The organism is Variovorax sp. PDC80, assembly GCF_900115375.1.
GTDB lineage: Bacteria > Pseudomonadota > Gammaproteobacteria > Burkholderiales > Burkholderiaceae_C > Variovorax.
The window spans coordinates 215203-230497 of sequence record NZ_FOWG01000009.1; the positions used below are offsets into that span (position 1 = coordinate 215203).

General features: G+C 70.2%; 17 protein-coding genes. 8 read left to right on the top strand and 9 right to left on the bottom strand.

Features of this window, described 5'->3' with window-relative positions; all coding sequences use genetic code 11:
- The 5 genes from BM109_RS25305 to kynB all read right to left on the bottom strand — a co-directional run bounded on the left by BM109_RS25305 (position 1) and on the right by kynB (position 5728).
- Positions 1 to 1251 (bottom strand): SMI1/KNR4 family protein, encoded by a 1251-nt coding sequence (locus BM109_RS25305; protein WP_093348832.1) that lies wholly within the window; start codon positions 1249 to 1251, stop codon positions 1 to 3.
- 65 nt (positions 1252 to 1316) lie between these two features.
- Positions 1317 to 2699 carry a reverse transcriptase family protein gene (locus BM109_RS25310; RefSeq protein ID WP_177239451.1) on the bottom strand — a complete coding sequence of 461 codons (1383 nt, stop codon included), beginning with the start codon at positions 2697 to 2699 and terminating at the stop codon, positions 1317 to 1319.
- 251 nt (positions 2700 to 2950) lie between these two features.
- A complete protein-coding gene (kynA, locus tag BM109_RS25315) occupies positions 2951 to 3799 on the bottom strand; it encodes a tryptophan 2,3-dioxygenase (RefSeq protein ID WP_093348837.1) in 849 nt (282 codons plus the stop codon).
- On the bottom strand, positions 3796 to 5076 hold the full coding sequence (gene kynU / locus BM109_RS25320; RefSeq protein ID WP_093348840.1) for a kynureninase: 1281 nt from the start codon (positions 5074 to 5076) through the stop codon (positions 3796 to 3798). Before kynU ends, kynA begins: the two co-directional genes overlap by 4 nt.
- 13 nt (positions 5077 to 5089) lie before the next feature.
- Positions 5090 to 5728 (bottom strand): arylformamidase, encoded by a 639-nt coding sequence (gene kynB, locus BM109_RS25325; RefSeq protein WP_093348842.1) that lies wholly within the window; start codon positions 5726 to 5728, stop codon positions 5090 to 5092.
- Positions 5729 to 5952: 224 nt separating this feature from the next.
- Between kynB and BM109_RS25330 the strand changes: the two genes are divergently transcribed.
- A complete protein-coding gene (locus BM109_RS25330) occupies positions 5953 to 6429 on the top strand; it encodes an Lrp/AsnC family transcriptional regulator (protein WP_093348845.1) in 477 nt (158 codons plus the stop codon).
- On the opposite strand, the gene BM109_RS25335 is transcribed toward BM109_RS25330, so the two are convergent.
- From BM109_RS25335 to BM109_RS25345, 3 genes are read right to left on the bottom strand one after another with little or no spacing between them, the layout of a single operon-like run.
- Positions 6430 to 6747: a YkgJ family cysteine cluster protein gene (locus tag BM109_RS25335; protein ID WP_093348847.1), complete on the bottom strand. Its 318-nt coding sequence runs from the start codon at positions 6745 to 6747 to the stop codon at positions 6430 to 6432. It lies immediately after the preceding gene.
- A 38-nt stretch (positions 6748 to 6785) separates the two neighbouring features.
- Positions 6786 to 7721: an ornithine carbamoyltransferase gene (argF, locus tag BM109_RS25340; RefSeq protein ID WP_093348850.1), complete on the bottom strand. Its 936-nt coding sequence runs from the start codon at positions 7719 to 7721 to the stop codon at positions 6786 to 6788.
- Entirely contained in the window at positions 7718 to 8926 is a 1209-nt protein-coding gene (locus tag BM109_RS25345) for an aspartate aminotransferase family protein (protein ID WP_093348853.1), read from the bottom strand. The genes argF and BM109_RS25345 overlap by 4 nt, the downstream gene beginning before the upstream one ends.
- Positions 8927 to 9096: 170 nt before the next feature.
- Between BM109_RS25345 and BM109_RS25350 the strand changes: the two genes are divergently transcribed.
- On the top strand, positions 9097 to 9462 hold the full coding sequence (locus tag BM109_RS25350) for a DUF3579 domain-containing protein (protein ID WP_093348855.1): 366 nt from the start codon (positions 9097 to 9099) through the stop codon (positions 9460 to 9462).
- 138 nt (positions 9463 to 9600) lie between these two features.
- Here BM109_RS25350 and rpsT read toward each other — a convergent pair whose 3' ends face one another.
- The gene (rpsT, locus tag BM109_RS25355) at positions 9601 to 9915 is read right to left on the bottom strand and encodes a 30S ribosomal protein S20 (protein ID WP_057590666.1); all 315 of its coding nucleotides are present in this window, start codon (positions 9913 to 9915) and stop codon (positions 9601 to 9603) included.
- Positions 9916 to 10031: 116 nt separating this feature from the next.
- Between rpsT and murJ the strand changes: the two genes are divergently transcribed.
- The 6 genes from murJ to BM109_RS25385 all read left to right on the top strand — a co-directional run bounded on the left by murJ (position 10032) and on the right by BM109_RS25385 (position 15295).
- Positions 10032 to 11585, top strand: a complete 1554-nt coding sequence (gene murJ / locus BM109_RS25360) for a murein biosynthesis integral membrane protein MurJ (protein ID WP_093348857.1) — start codon at positions 10032 to 10034, stop codon at positions 11583 to 11585.
- An 88-nt stretch (positions 11586 to 11673) separates the two neighbouring features.
- On the top strand, positions 11674 to 12528 hold the full coding sequence (locus tag BM109_RS25365) for a SirB1 family protein (protein ID WP_057590664.1): 855 nt from the start codon (positions 11674 to 11676) through the stop codon (positions 12526 to 12528).
- Complete coding sequence (locus BM109_RS25370; RefSeq protein ID WP_057590663.1) at positions 12528 to 12953, top strand: bleomycin resistance protein; 426 nt, start codon at positions 12528 to 12530, stop codon at positions 12951 to 12953. The genes BM109_RS25365 and BM109_RS25370 overlap by 1 nt, the downstream gene beginning before the upstream one ends.
- Positions 12954 to 13112: 159 nt before the next feature.
- The gene (locus tag BM109_RS25375; protein ID WP_093348860.1) at positions 13113 to 13544 is read left to right on the top strand and encodes a YciI family protein; all 432 of its coding nucleotides are present in this window, start codon (positions 13113 to 13115) and stop codon (positions 13542 to 13544) included.
- Between the two features lie 31 nt (positions 13545 to 13575).
- Positions 13576 to 14004: a YciI family protein gene (locus tag BM109_RS25380; protein ID WP_057590661.1), complete on the top strand. Its 429-nt coding sequence runs from the start codon at positions 13576 to 13578 to the stop codon at positions 14002 to 14004.
- Between the two features lie 61 nt (positions 14005 to 14065).
- Positions 14066 to 15295 carry an RNA polymerase sigma factor gene (locus BM109_RS25385; protein ID WP_256222781.1) on the top strand — a complete coding sequence of 410 codons (1230 nt, stop codon included), beginning with the start codon at positions 14066 to 14068 and terminating at the stop codon, positions 15293 to 15295.

A 15295-nucleotide genomic window follows, 5' to 3' on the forward strand; every position in this document is an offset into this window, starting at 1 on the left:
CTAGAGCCTGAACGACTGCAGGTGTTCGATGCGCTCGGCCAGCCCCTCGGGCCCGAGGTAGTGCCCCATCGAGCCGCTGCGCACCTGGATCAGCGTGCCCTCGAGCTCGGCCAGCAGCGCGTCGCGGTCGACGATGAAGGCGGCCGGCACGTCGATGCCCGCGCGCGCGCAGGCCTCGGCGATCAGCCGCGCGCTCGCGGGCGCGCCGCATGCCACGCAGGCGACCACGGCCGTCATGTTGGGCTCCGCGCCATTGGCCAGCAGCGCGGTCGTGAGTTCGGGCGAGATCTGCCCGTCGATGTTCGCCAGCACCTCGGCCGAGACCGGCGCGCCCGCGCGCACCAGCGCGGCCGCGGCCGCATAGGCGCTGCGGCTCACCGCCATGTCGGTGGCCAGCGCGCTGCCCTGCAGCGGCCCTTCGAAGCGAACGCCCGCGGCCGCGAGATCGACCACCAGCGCCGCGTCGTCGACCGCGATCGCATGGCGCAGCGCGGTGCGCGCCACCGCGGGCTGGCGGCGCAGGCTGCCGTCGGCCAGCGGCGTGCGCCAGTCGACCACGGCGCGGCAGTAGAAGGTGACCAGCTTGTCCATCAGGTCGATGTCCAGCCCATGCGTCTGGTGGCGGTCGTCGATGTAGGCCAGCAGTGCGTGGCCCGAGTAGCAGTCGCCCGTGGGCGCGAGCGGATCCTCGTCGAGGTGCAGCGCGGCGAAGGCGCCGAACAGGTCGTTCGCGACCACGCTCAGGCCGTCCTCGTGCAGCGCATGGGTCCAGGCCGGCGGCAGGCCCTGCTTCCAGGCCACGACCTGCCCGTGCTCGGCGCCGGGCTCGACCACCGTGTAGATGCGGTCGCAGTATTCGAAGCCGCCGAAGGGCAGGTGCGTGAGCTTGCCGCGCCAGCGCAGGCCGTGGGTCTGGGCGCCTTCCTCGGCCAGTTCCTGCTCGTGCTCGATCCAGCCCTGCAGGTCGCGGTAGCCGTCGCTGCCGTCCCAGAACAGCTCCGACCAGCTGATGTTCTCGATGTTGCCGTTCATCTCGAGCGCGAGGTCGTAGTCGAGGCGCCCGCCCGCCGTGAGCCGCCACAGCGCGAGCAGCGGTTCGGGCAGCGGGCCCGCGCACATCGCCTGGATCGCCGAGATGCGGTGCGCCGGCATCGGCGGCTGCGCATCGAAGATCACCCGGTCCGCGAACAGCGCCACGCCGTGTTCGCGCAGGGTGTCGAGTTCATCGGCCGAAAACTGGATGTCGTTCATGGCGCCTCCGTTGTTCCCAAAATGTAGCGCGCTGGGCCGCGGGGGCAATGGGTGCCACCCTCGGTTCAGGCGGGCGCGGCGCCGGCCGGCCACTCGATGCGATCGAACAGGCGCCGCAGCCGGGCCTGGCGTGTCGGGCTGAACTGGCCGAACCAGGCGATGCGGCCCAGCAGGTGGCCGCGGAAATCGGCGAGCCCGGCGGCGTTCTGGCTCGCGGGACCGTGCAGCGTGCATTGATGCAGCAGCGCGCGCAGGCGGTCGAAGTCGGCGCGCGGCGCATTGGGACGGTCGTTGACGACCACGCCGGTCACGCGCTGCTGGCGGTGCCGCGGCATGCAGCGCAGCTTGCGTGGATGGAGCTCGAAGCCCTCGTCGGCGGCGATGCCGCCGACCCAGGCCCGCAACGCATCGAAGCGCAGGCGCAGCGATTCGTCGCCCGAGAACACCAGGTCGTCGGCATAGCGCGTGTAGGTGGCGCCGAAGACCCAGGCCAGGCCCTCGAGCCGCAGGTCGAGCCGGAAGGCGCAGAGATTGGCCAGCGCGGGCGAGCAGGGCGAGCCCTGCGGCAGGTGCGCCTCGGCCAGCCGTTTGCCGCCCATGAGGTCGAGCCCGCCGTCGTCGCGCAGGCGCTCGATGACCGCGGCGTCGGTGCGGTGCGTGCACAGCGCGGTGAGCGTGCGCGCCACGCCGTCGGGATAGCCCAGCGTGCGCCAGGTGGCATGCACGCGCGAGGCGCGCACGCCGGCGAAGAAGTCGCGCAGGTCGAAGCCGATCACCACCGCCTTGCCGGCATGCGCGGCGGCATGGCTCGCGACCGAGCGGCCCGGCACGAAGCCATGTGCCGCCTCGTGCACGGGCACGCGCGCGAGCAGCGCGTCGAGGATGCCGCGCTGCGCGCGCTTCAGCTCGGGCCGTGGGATCTCGAGCAGCCGCAGGCCACCGAGGCGCTTGGGCTGCAGCTGGTAGCGGTAGTGGCGGGCGGGCGCGGGGCTCGTGCCTTGCGGCGTGCGAAAGGCCTGCGCGGGCGACGCCAGCCATTCGAGGCGCTGCGGATCGAGGTCCAGCCAGCGCGCGAGTTCGGCCTGCGTCGGCAGCGCAGGCAGCGCGAGGTGGTCGAGCCCGAGCGGGCGCGGGAACATCTGCGCGGGCCGCAGGATGATGCGCCGCACGCGCGGCGGCTCGTCCTGCTCGAAGGCGGCATCGAATTCGGGCAGGTCGTGGATCGCTTGCGCCAGCGCGGGCAGGTCGGTGCGCCGCCACGTGGCCGGCGAGCGTCGGGCCAGCGCTTCGATGAGCGGCGCGAGCCAGGGCGCATCGCTGCCCAGCGTGGCCGCGGCCCGCGCGCGCAGGGCGCCCGGCGCGGTGCCGCCGGGCTGCCTCGCATCGGCGAGCAGCGCGCGGGCGAGGCTGCGCGCGATCCACTCCCTGTAATTCGGTTCACGCGTCATGGATGAGGGCCGCGAAGCCGTTGAAGAGGGTGGCCACGGCGCTTCAACCAGCCGGTGAAGCGCCAGCTGTCCTGCGCGTGAGCGCAGTCCCGCTTGCGCGCCGGAATGGGCAACCATCCATCCACCGCGGGGGTACCCCGCAGCACGAGGCAAGGCGACGGATCGCAGGGCCTCGTCGTGTCTTGAAGCGCCGGTGCCGCGCGGATTGTAGGAGGCGAATCATGCGCGGCCGGGTGCGGCCGCGCGGGCACTCAGAGGTCGGTGCGCAGGCGCCAGATCTCCGGGAACAGCACCACGTCGAGCATCTTGCGCAGGTAGCTCACGCCGCCCGTGCCGCCGGTGCCGCGCTTGAAGCCGATCACGCGTTCGACGGTGGTGACGTGGCGGAAGCGCCAGAGGCGGAAGGCATCCTCGATGTCGGTGAGCTTCTCGCCGAGCTGGTAGAGGTCCCAGTGCCGGTGCGGCTCGCGGTAGACCTGCAGCCAGGCGGCCTCGACGCCGTCGCTGGCCTCGTAGGGCTGGGTCCAGTCGCGCTCGAGGCGGTCGGCGGGCACGTCCAGACCGTGGCGCGCGAGCAGGCGCAGCGACTCGTCGTAGAGCGAGGGGGAACGCCAGGCGGCTTCGACCTGGGCCAGCAGGTCGGGGCGGTGCGCATGCGGCTTGAGCATGGCGGGGTTCTTGTTGCCGAGCGCGAACTCGATGCAGCGGTACTGTGCGCTCTGGAAGCCGCTCGAGCTCGCGAGGTAGGGGCGCATCGCGGTGTATTCGGGCGGCGTCATGGTCGACAGCACGGTCCAGGCACCGACCAGCTGTTCCATGATGCGGCTCACGCGCGCCAGCATCTTGAAGGCATCGGGCAACTGCTCGCTCGCGATGCAGGCGGTGGCGGCGCGCAGCTCGTGCAGCATCAGCTTCATCCAGAGCTCGCTGGTCTGGTGCTGCACGATGAACAGCATCTCGTCGTGCGCGGGCGAGAGCGGATGCTGGGCGTTGAGGATCTCGTCGAGGTGCAGGTAGTCGCCGTAGCTCATCGACGCGCTGAAATCCAGCTGCGCCTTCTCTTCGTGGACGATCTCTTCGGGGCGCTTCTCGGTGCTCATGTCACTGCGTTCTTGCGGTTGAATTCGGGGCGTCGCCACTCGCCGGTCTCGAGCACCTGCACCAGCTGCTCGACGGAATTCCAGACGTCCTCGAAGCCGAGGTACAGCGGCGTGAAGCCGAAGCGCAGGATGTCGGGCATCTGCGCGTCGCCGGCGCGGAAGTCGCCGATCACGTTGCGCGCGATCAGCGCCTGCACGATCGCATAGGCGCCTTCGTCGCGGCTCAGGCACACCTGCGAGCCGCGGCGCGCATGCTCGCGCGGCGTGACCAGCGACAGGCCGTGGCCCGCGCAGCGCTCCTCGACCAGCGCGATGAACAGGTCGGTCAGTGCGAGCGACTTGGCGCGCAGCGCGCCCATGCCGCCGCGCTCGCCGTCGAAGGGCTCGGCCGCGAGCACGGTGTCGAGGCCGCATTCGAGCGCCGACAGCGAGACGATCGGCTGCGTGCCGCAGAGGTAGCGCGCCACGCCCGGCGCGGGCCGGTAGTGCGGCGTGAACTCGAACGGCGCCGCATGGCCCCACCAGCCCGACAGCGGCTGCTCGAAGCGCCCGGCATGGCGCGTGTGCACCCAGGCGAAGGCCGGCGCGCCGGGGCCGCCGTTGAGGTACTTGTAGCCGCAGCCGATGGCGTAGTCGGCCTCGGCCTCGTTGAGCGCCACCGGCACCGCGCCCGCGCTGTGGGCCAGGTCCCAGACCGCGAGCGCGCCGGCCTCATGCGCGGCGGCGGTGATGGCCTTCATGTCGTGCATGGCGCCGGTGCGGTAGTTGACGTGCGTGAGCATCAGCACCGCGACCTCGTCGGTCAGCGCGCCGGGCAGCTCGTCGGCCTCGATCAGCTGGAGCGTGAAGCCGCGCTCGCGGCACAGCGACTCGGCGATGTAGAGGTCGGTCGGGAAGTTGCTGCGCTCGCTCACCACCAGCTTGCGGCCGCTGTCCTTCTGCTGCGAGAGCGCGGCGAACAGCACCTTGTAGAGGTTGACCGAGGTGCTGTCGGTGCACACCACCTCGCCGGGCGCGGCGCCGACGAGGCGCGCGACCTTGTCGCCCAGGCGCTGCGGCAGGTCGAACCAGCTCGCGGTGTTCCAGGAGCGGATCAGGCCTTCGCCCCATTCCCTGGCCACCACTTCGGCGATGCGCGCGGGCGCGGCCTTGGGCAGCACGCCGAGCGAGTTGCCGTCGAGGTAGATCACGCCGTCGGGCAGCGTGAACTGGTCGCGCAGGGCGCGCAGCGGGTCTTGCGCGTCGAGCGCGCGGCAGTCTTCGAGGGTGGTCGTCATGGGTCTTGGCGGATCAAAGCTCGCGCAGCACGGCGCGAACGGGGGAGGCATCGGCGCTCACCAGCCTGAGCGGCAGCGCGATGAGTTCGTAGTCGCCCTCGGGTACCTCGTCGAGCACGAGGTTCTCGAGCACGCGCAGGCCGCGGCGGCGGATCGCCTGGTGGCTGTCGAGCGTCTTGCTGTCGGCCGGGTCGATGCTCGCGGTGTCGATGCCGATGAGCTTCACGCCCATGGCCGCGAGGCGCTCGACCGTCGACGGCGCATAGGCGGCGAGCTGGCCGTCCCAGCGATCGACCGGCATGGCGGCATAGGTGCGCACCAGCACGCGCGGCGGCAGCTGGCTCGTGACCGCGTGGGCGATGTGCGCCCACTCGACCAGCGGGCCGCGGCCGATGGCGTGGATCACGCGGCAGGGGCCGATGAAGGCGTCGAGCGAGACGTCGCCGATGGTGGCGCCCTCGGGGTCGTAGTGCAGCGGGGCGTCGGCGTGCGAGCCCACGTGCGGCGACATCGTGATCGCGCTCACGTTGACCGGGCAGCCGGGCCCGATGGTGGCGCACCACTGTTGCGTATAGGGCGTGTCGCCCGGAAACACCGGGCTGCCCGCGTGCACGGGGGCGGAGATGTCCCAGAGTCGTCGTGGTGCGGTCATGGTGGCTGAATCGGTGTCACGAAGCGGTGTCACGAAGGGTGGGGTTCGGGTGGCAACAATGCCGGTGGGCCGAGGCAGCCAGTGTGGGCCGGATGCCGGCTTGCCACAAGCCGTTGCGCGGTGCCGGATGCTATTCGCAAGAGTTGCTTGAAGTCGAGAAGTTATCCATGGGTTCGAATGAAATTGGATAATCCATTCTCAAACGACCGATTCTGGAAAAAATCATGCAAGCCGACCTCGATCGCACCGACCTCCAGCTGCTGCGCGCGCTGCAGGACAACGCCCGCCTGACCTCGGGCGAGCTCGCGCAGATGGCGCACCTGTCGCAGTCGCCGTGCTGGCGGCGCGTGAAGAAGCTCGAGGACGACGGCGTGATCGGCGGCTATCACGCGGGCCTGAACCGGCGCGCGCTGGGCTTCGGCGTGATGGCCTTCGTGATGGTGGGCATCGACCACCAGACCGAGATCTCGTCGCGCGCCTTCGAGGACGCGGTCTGCGCCATCCCCGAGGTCGTGATGTTCCACGGCATCTCGGGGCCCGAGGACTTCATCCTGGTGGTGGTGGCGAAGGACCTCGACGCCTACTCGGAGCTGCTGCAGCGCAAGCTGCACCGCCTGCCGGGCGTGCGCCACGTGCAGACCTATTTCTCGCTGCAGGAATTCAAGGGCCGCGTGGGCGGCCTGCCGGTGCCGGCGGCCTGATCAGTGCAGGGTGTCGGGCAGCGCGCCGAGCCCGTGGCGCAGCCGCGCGCGCTGGCAGGCGTCGCTGCCGGCCTGCAGCTCATGGCAGGGATTGGGCCGCCACTCGTAGATGCCGCAGGCCACCGACTGGCCGATCTTGCCGGTGAGGGCCGCGCAGCGCGCGGGCGTGTGGTCGGTGCCGCGCATGCGGCACAGCGTGTCGTTGACCTCGACGGCCAGGCCCGAGGGCACCCGGCCACCGTTGTCGTCGAGCTCGTGCACGCTGAAGTCGACGCGGTAGCTGGCGCAGCAGGCGCCGCATTGCTGGCAGGCGTTCATGGCGGGCTGTGCGTCGAAGGAGGCGAGGGAAGGGGCGCTCAGAGCCTGCCGAGCAGCAGGAACTCCATCAGCGCCTTCTGCGCATGCAGGCGGTTCTCGGCCTCGTCCCAGACCACCGACTGCGGGCCGTCGATGACCTCGGCCTGCACTTCCTCGCCGCGGTGCGCGGGCAGGCAGTGCATGAACAGCGCGTCGGGCTGGGCCACGCGCATCATCTCCTCGTCCACGCACCAGTCGGCGAAGGCCTTGCGGCGCGCCTCGTTCTCGGCCTCGTAGCCCATGCTGGTCCAGACGTCGGTGGTCACCAGGTCGGCGCCGCGGCAGGCTTCCATCGGGTCCTTGTAGACCTTGTAGCTGTCGCCCGAGCGGATGCCGGCGATCGACTGGTCGACCTCGTAGCCGCTGGGCGTGCTCACGTGCACGGTGAAGCCGAGGATCTCGGCCGCCTGCAGCCAGGTGTTGGCCATGTTGTTGCCGTCGCCCACCCAGGCCACCGTCTTGCCCTGGATCGAGCCGCGGTGCTCGATGTAGGTGAAGATGTCCGCGAGGATCTGGCAGGGGTGGAACTCGTTGGTCAGGCCGTTGATGACCGGCACGCGCGAATGCGCGGCGAAGGCGTCGATCTTGGTCTGCTCGTAGGTGCGGATCATCACCAGGTCGACCATGCGGCTGATGACCTTGGCGCTGTCCTCGATCGGCTCGGCGCGGCCGAGCTGGCTGTCGCCCGTGGTCAGGTGCACCACGCTGCCGCCGAGCTGGTACATGCCGGCCTCGAAGCTCACGCGGGTGCGCGTGCTGGCCTTCTCGAAGATCATGGCCAGCGTGCGGTCGGTCAGCGGCTGGTGCTTCTCGTAGGTCTTGAACTTCTTCTTGATGACCGCCATGCGGTCGAACAGGTAGGCGTACTCGTCGGCCGAGAAGTCCGAGAACTGCAGGTAGTGGCGGATGGCTGGCGTCGCGCTGGCACTCGTCATTTGGGGGCGGGCTCCGAGAGGAAGGTCTTCACGATCGGCGCGAGGATGGCGACGATCTCGTCGGCCTCGGCGATGCTCAGGATCAGCGGCGGCACCAGGCGGATCACGCTGTCGGCGGTCACGCTCAGCAGCAGGCCGGCATCGCAGGCGCGGTTGAGGATCGCGCCGCAGGGGCGGTCGAGCTCGATGCCCAGCATCAGGCCCTGGCCGCGCACTTCCTTCACGCCGGGCAGGCCGCCGAGTTCGCGCTCGAGCGCGGCCTTCAGGTGGGCGCCGACGTTGGCGGCGTTCTCGAGCAGCTTCTGCTCTTCCATGATGCGGATGGTCTCGATGCCGGCGCGCATGGCGAGCGGGTTGCCGCCGAAGGTGGTGCCGTGGTTGCCGGGGCCGAAGATGTTGGCGGCCTTGGGGCCGGCCACCACGGCGCCGATCGGCACGCCCGAGCCCAGGCCCTTGGCCAGCGGCATGACGTCGGGCTTGATGCCAGCCCACTGGTGGGCGAACCACTTGCCGGTGCGGCCCATGCCGCACTGCACCTCGTCGATCATCATGAGCCAGTCGCGCTCGTCGCACAGCGCGCGCACCTGCTTCAGGTACTCGATGCGCATCGGGTGGATGCCGCCTTCGCCCTGGATGGTCTCGAAGAACACGGCGACCACGTTGGGATTGCCCTCGGTGGCCTTCTTCAGGGCCTCGATGTCGTTGAGCGGCACGCGGATGAAGCCCTCGACCAGCGGGCCGAAGCCCTTCTGCACCTTGGGATTGCCGGTGGCCGACAGGGTGGCGATGCTGCGGCCGTGGAAGGCGGCTTCATAGACCACGATCTCGGGGCGCTCGATGCCCTTGTCGTGGCCGAACTTGCGCGCCAGCTTCAGGGCGGCTTCGTTGGCTTCGAGGCCGGTGCAGCAGAAGAAGGCATTGGTCAGGCCCGAGAGCTCGGTCAGCTTGGCGGCGAGCTTTTCCTGGCCGGTCACGTGGTAGTAGTTGGAGCTGTGGATCAGCTTGCTGACCTGGTCCTGCAGCGCGGGCACCAGCTCGGGATGGTTGTGGCCCAGCGTGTTGACGGCGATGCCGCCGAGGCCGTCGAGGTAGGCGCGGCCGTTCGTGTCCCAGACTCGGCAACCCTGACCGTGCGACAGCGCGATCGGAAGGCGGCCGTAGGTGTTCATGACGTGGGGCGAGGTGGGCTCGACGGTAGCGCTCATTCGGTTCTCCAGTAAGGGAAGGCGGATTCTAGGCGGCGAGTTTGACGCTGGCGTTGAGGATTCCGCATCACAGCAATGCCCTGCGGCGGGTGGAAGGCAGGAGGGCGCGGATAGAATCCTTGCTGCACCGCAACAGCTCGCTACGGCTTGCGGTCGCCTCTTCCCAAACGATGATTTCCCCCACCGCCACCGAGATCTTCATCCAAGGCATCACGCACGACGGCCGCACCTTTCGCCCGAGCGACTGGGCCGAGCGGCTGGCCGGCGTGATGTGCTCCTTCCGGCCCGGCGGGGCCTATCCGGGCAGCCACCTGAGCTATTCGCCGTGGTGCGTGCCGACCACCATCAACGGCGTGAAGTGCGTGGTGGTGAACAGCGCGCTGCGCGAGGCCGAACCCATGGCCTGGGACTTCTGCGTGAACTTCGCGCGCGACAACGACCTGCAGGTGGCCGAGGCCTGCCTGGTGCCCGATCCGGATCACCAGCACAAGGCCGGGCTCCAGCGGACCCCGCCGACGCCGGTCAAGAAGCCCTGAGCGGTCGACCGCTTTTCCTTTTTCGACAAACCGTTCGCCCATGAAAAAACCGCCCGAAGGCGGTTTTTCACTTTGCTGCAGCGCACCCCGATCAAACGGCGGACCGGCACGAACCGGTCCGGGCTTGCCTGACAGGTGTCAGGCGGCGGCCTTTTCAGGCGCGAGGGCCAGGGCCTTGACCTTGGCCGACAGGCGGCTCTTGTCGCGAGCAGCCTTGTTCTTGTGGAAGATGCCCTTGTCGGCGACCGTGTCGACGATGCTCTGGGCCTTGGCGAACAGCTCGGTCGCCTTGGTCTTGTCGCCGGCCAGGACGGCCTTTTCGACGTTCTTGACGGCGGTGCGGTACTTCGAGCGCAGCGAGGTGTTCGCTGCGTTCAGCTTGGTGTCCTGGCGGACGCGCTTGCGGCCCGACGCCAGGCGCGGGTTCTTCTTCTTGGGCTTGGTAGATGCCATGGTAGTGTTCTCTCAGTGTCTGAGGATGATGCAGCAAAGCCCTCCATTATAGGCCGGACGGCGAAATCTGGCCAGAACCGCCATTTCATGCGCTTTGCGGGGCCTACACTCCCCCCGTGTCGCTGCTCAAATCCGCCTCCACCGTCTCCCTGCTGACCCTCGCCTCGCGCATCACCGGCCTCGTGCGCGACGTGCTGTTCGCCTCGGTGTTCGGCGTCAGCGCGCTGACCGACGCCTTCAACGTCGCCTTCCGGATTCCGAACCTGTTCCGCCGGGTTTTCGGCGAGGGCGCGTTCAGCCAGGCCTTCGTGCCGGTGCTGGCGGCCACGCGCACCGAGCGCGGCGATGCCGGCGCCAAGGAACTGGTCGACCATGTCGCCACGCTGCTGACCTGGATGCTGGTGCTGGTGTGCGTGGCCGGCGTGGTCGGCGCGCCGTGGCTGGTCTGGGCCATGGCCAGCGGCCTCGCGGGCTTCGATGCCGCGGTGGTCATGACGCGCTGGATGTTCCCCTACATCGGCTTCATGTCGCTGGTGGCGCTGGCGGGCGGCATCCTCAATACCTGGCGCAAGTTCGCGGTGCCGGCGGCCTCGCCGGTGCTGCTCAACATCGCGCTGATCCTGTCGATCCTGTTCGGCGCGCCGCTGTTCCGCCGCTGGGGCATCGAGCCGATCTATGCCCAGTGCGTGGGCGTGATGGTGGGCGGGGTGCTGCAACTGGCGCTGCAACTGCCCGCGCTGCGCAAGCTCGGGCTGCTGCCGCGCATCGGCGCGAGCTTCAAGGCGCTGCGCACCGCCTGGGCCGACCCCGACACGCGCAAGATCGCGCGCCTCATGCTGCCCGCGCTGCTCGGCGTGAGCGTGGCGCAGATCTCGCTGCTGATCAACACGCAGATCGCCTCGCACCTGGCCACCGGCAGCGTGACCTGGGTCACCAACGCCGACCGGCTGATGGAGTTCCCGACCGCCATGCTTGGCGTGGCACTGGGCGTGGTGCTGATGCCGCAGCTGGCCGGCGCGCGCGCGGCCAAGGACGACGCGCGCTATTCGTCGCTGCTCGACTGGGGCTTGCGCCTGGTGCTGCTGCTCGCGGCGCCGTGCGCGGTGGCGCTGCTGCTGTTCTCGCAGCCGCTGGTGGCGGTGCTGTTCCACAACGGCGCCTATGGCGGCGAGGACGTGCGCCGCACCACCGTCGCGCTGATGGGCTACGGCGTCGGCCTGGTCGGCATCGTGGCCATCAAGGTGCTTGCGCCGGGCTACTACGCCAAGCACGACACGCGCACGCCGATGCTGATCGCGGTCGGCGTGCTGATCCTGACCCAGGTGCTCAACCTGTTCCTGGTGCCGGTGCTGCAGCACGCGGCGCTGACCCTGACCATCGGCATCGGCGCGCTGGTCAATGCGAGCTGGCTGCTGGCGGGCCTGATCCGCCGCGGCAGCTACAAGCCCGAGCCCGGCTGGGGCCGCTTCGCGCTGCAGGTGCTCGCGGGCTCGCTGGTGCTGGCCGCGCTGCTGGCCTGGGCCTCGGGGCATTTCGACTGGATCGGCCTACGCGAGCAGCGCTTCTGGCGCATCGGCCTGCTCGCGATGCTGGTGACCGGCGCCGCGCTGCTCTATTTCGCGGTGCTGGCCGCCGCCGGCGTGCGGCTGCGCAGCTTCATGCGGCGCTGAGCCCCCGACGATCGGCAGTGCCGAAGCCCTTGGCAATCCGCATGTCCCCCGCCTTGACGCTGCCGGCCCCGCTCCTCTACAAAGCCACATGACGACGTTCAGCTTCCAGGTCCCCACCGCACTCGAGTATTTCGAGTCGCTCGTGCAGAGCGACGACCAGTTCCCGCTGCTCGAAGCCGCCGCCAGCATCGCGCAGGACGAGTACCCCGACCTCGACGTCCAGCAGGTGCTCGGCGACGTCGACCAGCTGCTGGCCCGCCTCAAGCGCCGCCTGCCGTCCGACGCCGCGCCGCTCGCGCGGCTGCGCGCGCTCAACCAGTTCTTCTTCAACGACCTGAACTTCGGCGGCAACGTCAACGACTACTACGACCCCGACAACAGCTACCTCAACGCGGTGCTGCGCACGCGCCGCGGCATCCCGATCTCGCTCGCGGTGCTGTGGATGGAGCTGGCGCAGGGCCTGGGGCTGCAGGCGCGCGGCATCGGTTTCCCGGGGCACTTCATGCTCAAGGTGACGCTGCCCAAGGGGCAGGTGGTGATCGATCCCTTCACCGGCAAGTCGCTCTCGCGCGAGGAGCTCAGCGAGCGGCTCGAGCCCTACAAGCGCGGCAACGGCCTGGTCGGCGAATTCGACGTGCCGCTGGGCCTGTACCTGCAGCCCGCGAGCTCGCGCGAGATCATCGGCCGCATGCTGCGCAACCTGAAGGAAGTGCACCGCGCGCAGGAGGACTGGCAGCGGCTCATCGCCGTGCTCGACCGCATCATCGCGCTGCTGCCCGAGGCCTGGGGCGAGTACCGCGACCGCGGCATCGCCCATGCCGAGCAGGGCAGCACGGCCGCCGCGGTGCGCGACCTCGAGGCCTACCTGGCCCACGCCGAGGACGCGCTCGACATCGACGCCATCGCGGAGCGCGTGGCCGCGCTGCGGCGCGCGGCCAGCTGATGGCCACCCGGGCGGGCCCCACCGGCGCGCCCGCTCTCGGCGCCGTGCACGGCTTCCACGGCATGGAGCCGGTGCTGCCGGTGGCCGACGTCGGCCGCGCCGCGCGCTGGTTCTGCGAGGTGCTGGGCTTCGAGCTCGACTTCATCGCGGGCGAGCCGCCGAGCTACGGCCGCGTCAGGCAGTTGCCGGCCGGCGCCGGCCAGCCGATCTACCTGCGCCTGTGGCAGACCGGCGCGCGAGAGCCGCGTCCCTGGCGTGGCGAGTTCGTGATCCAGGTCGGCCACGACATCGACGGCCTGCATGCGGCCTACCTGAAGCGCGGCGTCACGGTCATCGAGGCGCCGGTGTCGCAGCCCTGGGGCACGCGCGAGTTCGCGATCCGCGAGCCCGACGGGCATGTGCTGCGCTTCTGCGGCCGCCCGTAGCGGCCGGCTCGCCGGAATTGAAACGATTTTTTACAACTGGGCCGGCCGATTCCTGTCGATCCGGCCGGCCGTCGCTCGACGTGTCAACAGGAGCAGGCAGATTCGAGACTTCGACGCCGTTCCCGATTTCCACTTCCAACCCCCTCTAGGAGCAACGACATGCGATTCATGATTCTGGTCAAGGCCAATGCGGATTCCGAAGCCGGCGTGATGCCCAGCACCGAGATCCTCACCGCGATGGGCAAGTACAACGAGGAACTGGTGAAGGCCGGCGTGCTGCTGGCCGGCGAGGGCCTGCATCCCAGCTCGAAGGGCGTGCGCGTGCGCTGCGAGGGCCCGACCAAGCGCACCGTCATCGACGGTCCCTTCGCCGAAACCAAGGAGCTGCTGGCCGGCTTCTGGCTGTTCCAGGTGAAGTCGAAGGAAGAGGCCATCGAGTGGATCAAGCGCAGCCCGTTCCAGGAGGGCGAGATCGAGATCCGCCAGGTCTTCGAGGCTGCCGACTTCGGCGATTCGATGACGCCCGAGCTGCTCGCGCAGGAAGATCGCCTGCGCGCCGAGACCGAGGCCCGCACCCAGGGCGGCCGCTGAGCGCCGCGCGCAAACCGCCAGGAGAACCGCCATGCGATTCATGCTGCTGATGATCCCCCACGGCTACGAGAACGCCGCGCCCGGCACCATCCCCGACGACGTCGACGCGGTGTCGGCCATGATGGCCTACAACGCATCGATGCAGGAGGCCGGCATCCTGATCAGTTGCGACGGCCTGCACCCGCCCTCGATGGGCGCGCGCGTGAGCTTCCCGGGCCGCAAGCCCACGGTGGTCGACGGCCCCTTCGCCGAGGCCAAGGAAGTGCTCGGCGGCTTCTGGATCATCGACGTGCCCTCGCGCGCCGCCGCCATCGAATGGGCCACGCGCTGCCCCGGCGGCGAGAACGAGGTCATCGAGGTGCGCCAGATCCAGGAGGTCGAGGACTATCCGGCCGAAGTGCAGGCGCTGACCGCCGAGGCCTTCCCCTCGATGCAGACCCTCAAGAAGCCTGCCAACTGAGCCGGTGAGCCAGAACCCGGGCACCGCCGCGATCCACCGCACCGTCGAGGCGGTGTGGCGCATGGAGTCGGCCAAGATCATCGCCACCGTCGCGCGCATGGTGCGCGACGTGGGCCTGGCCGAGGAGCTGGCCCAGGACGCGCTGGTCTCGGCGCTCGAGCAGTGGAGCGAATCGGGCGTGCCCGACAACCCCGCGGCCTGGCTCACCGCCGTGGCCAAGCGCCGCGCGCTCGACCGTCTGCGCCACCTGCAGCTGGCCGAGCACAAGGCCGGCGAGATCGGCCGCGAGCTCGATGCGCGGCACGAGATCGCGCAGGCCGATTTCGCCGAGGCGGTCGACACCGCGCTCGACGACGACATCGGCGACGACCTGCTGCGGCTGGTCTTCACCGCCTGCCACCCGGTGCTGTCGACCGAGGCGCGCGTGGCGCTCACGCTGCGCCTGCTCGGCGGCCTCGCCACCGACGAGATCGCGCGCGCCTTCCTGGTCACCGAGCCCACCGTCGCGCAGCGCATCGTGCGCGCCAAGCGCACCCTGGCCGAGGCGCGCGTGCCCTTCGAGGTGCCGCGCCGCGCCGAGTTCGAATCGCGGCTGGCCTCGGTGCTCGAGGTGCTCTACCTGATCTTCAACGAGGGCTATGCCGCCACCGCGGGCGACGACTGGATGCGTCCCGCGCTGTGCGAGGAGGCGCTGCGCCTGGGCCGCATCGTGGCCGAGCTGATGCCCGCGGCGTCGGAGGTGCACGGGCTGGTCGCGCTGATGGAGATCCAGGCCTCGCGCACCGCCGCGCGCGTCGGGCCTTCGGGCGAGCCGGTGCTGCTGCTCGAGCAGAACCGCGCGCGCTGGGACCACGTGCTGATCGGCCGCGGCCTGGCCGCGCTGGCGCGTGCCGAGGCGCTCGGCGGCGCGCTCGGCCCCTATGCGCTGCAGGCCGCCATCGCCGCCTGCCACGCCCGCGCGCGGACGGCCGAGCAGACCGACTGGGGCCGCATCGCCGCGCTCTACGACGCGCTGGCCCAGCTCGCGCCGTCGCCGATCGTCGAGCTCAACCGCGCGGTCGCGCTGTCGATGGCCTTCGGTCCGGCCGCGGGGCTCGAGGTGGCCGATGCGCTGCTGGCCGAGCCCGCGCTGCAGGGCTACCACCTGCTGCCGACGGTGCGCGGCGACCTGCTGTTCAAGCTGGGCCGGCTCGACGAGGCGCGGCGCGAGTTCGAGCGCGCGGCCGGCCTGACGCGCAATGGCCGCGAGAAGGCGCTGCTGGCCGCGCGCGCACGCGCCTGCCTGGGCTGA